At 48.7% G+C, this 1,702-nt stretch carries 2 protein-coding genes; both read left to right on the forward strand.

Going from position 1 to position 1,702, the window contains the following annotated elements; genetic code table 11:
• Positions 1 to 907: 907 nt before the first annotated feature.
• Positions 908 to 1,237, forward strand: a complete 330-nt coding sequence (locus C5687_RS24150; RefSeq protein WP_000493286.1) for a type II toxin-antitoxin system RelE/ParE family toxin — start codon at positions 908 to 910, stop codon at positions 1,235 to 1,237.
• Entirely contained in the window at positions 1,218 to 1,499 is a 282-nt protein-coding gene (locus tag C5687_RS24155) for a helix-turn-helix domain-containing protein (protein WP_000780222.1), read from the forward strand. Before C5687_RS24150 ends, C5687_RS24155 begins: the two co-directional genes overlap by 20 nt.
• Positions 1,500 to 1,702 lie beyond the last annotated feature (203 nt).

Below are 1,702 nucleotides of genomic sequence, written 5' to 3' on the forward strand. Positions count from 1 at the left end.
TCCGAATCGATGACGATTCATCATGGCCGTTTATAGTACCGCAGTCTCTCCCCTTTATTTTTACTGAAGAGCAGACAGAAACCATAAACACCGGCGTTGACACGCCGGGGAAGCCCTTATAGTACAATAATTTTCGAAATCCAACCCATCCCGCCTACAGGAATGACGGATTTTTCGGCGGTTCCGGCGTAGACCCACCACAACTGCTGTATAGCTTGTGGGTAAGTGATAATGAAGTGCAAACGAGATGGCGCAAATACTCTTTTGGTTTATCTTTTAATTACTTACGTATTAAAAGATAAACCAAAAAATAAAAGACATTACTGTTATCCCCTTTAAAAAGTGGATAACCGAACAGCATCGGCGCGAGCGCCTCAAAAGTAGCTCCCCACGCTAAAGCGCGGGGCATTCAGAACGGAATCCCTCGATGGCTAACAGCTCGCCTGTTAGCCATCGAGGGATTGGACAAATCCGGCCACGCCGGATACGTCAGCAAATATCGCTGAAGAATTAGCTTACACGCTCGTAAGCGGCTCTTACGACCCGCTAACGCGGAGATACGCCCCAACTGCGGCTTCGCCTTGTTGTGACCACTCCGACCGCGCACAAAAGCCTCTGAGCCGCTTTTAGCGGAATATGGCTTTGCAAGGTGAAGGGATGGATAGGCGATCCCTTTCGATCCCTCACTGGTATCGGCGGCTAACCCTCGGTGCTACCTGTCATTTCATCCTGCCGCCTTACATGCGCTAACGCGCATAAATCCCCGTTCCTCAGTGGAACGAAAACTCACGCTAACAGGGTAGTGACCGGGTAGCCACGATAACTGCCAACAAAATTAGCTTATAGGTTAATTCTACCTTGTCTGAAATTAGCCTATAGGTTAATATTAATAGAAATGGGAGGTCACATGTTTAGCGTTGTTTATCACCCGGAAGCCAGGGAAGAAGCCACAGCATTACCCGTAAAAATCAGGGTGAAGTTTGACCGTCTCATCGGCAAACTGGAGTATGACGCCCGATTACTGCGGGAGCCGGACACGAAGCCCCTGGGCGATGGACTTTTTGAGATCCGCACGATGGGGACGGACATAGCCAGGGGAATCTGGGTATACCACAAAGGCAATACCATCATCATGCTCCGTGTTTTCATCAAGAAGTCACAGAAAACGCCAGCGAAAGAAATCGATCTCGCCAAAAAGCGGTTAGCGGAGGTACTTAATGAAACTGGTAAGCCATAAAGAACTGCATAACGAGTGGATGCAGGACGATGAATATCGCGCTGCATGGCAGGAAGAAGAACGTAAGGAAAAGCTCAGGGAGCTGCTTGCTGAATGGCGCAAGCATGACAACCTGACAAAAGCGCAGGTTGCTGAACGCATGGGGGTTACACCTCCGGTTATTTCTCGCCTGGAAAACAACATCACCAAAGCCAGCATCGACACACTGACCCGCTACGCTCACGCCTGCGGCATCAAGAAACCTGTCATTGCCCTGTACTGAATAGCCAGCCCTCCGGGGCTGGCCTTTTTGTTTCGGTCAGTCCCAAAATTTTGTTAAAGCAAGTTTAAAATGTCACCTGTTTCTCCAAAGTTGAAATGTCACTTCTAAGCCAATCTATTTATACATAATCTTTACATCTTTCCCCGGTGACAAAGTGCTAATTGGTCTGTAATGTTCAATGTGTGGCAGGCAAGCCGCCGGTG

Source organism: Enterobacter sichuanensis (assembly GCF_002939185.1).
GTDB classification, from domain to species: domain Bacteria; phylum Pseudomonadota; class Gammaproteobacteria; order Enterobacterales; family Enterobacteriaceae; genus Enterobacter; species Enterobacter sichuanensis.

What these genes read in the sequence shown, in the direction of transcription:
- C5687_RS24150 (WP_000493286.1), top strand. Translation starts at nt 908, where the DNA reads ATGTTTAGCGTTGTTTATCACCCGGAAGCCAGGGAAGAAGCCACAGCA.
- C5687_RS24155 (WP_000780222.1), top strand. Translation starts at nt 1,218, where the DNA reads ATGAAACTGGTAAGCCATAAAGAACTGCATAACGAGTGGATGCAGGAC.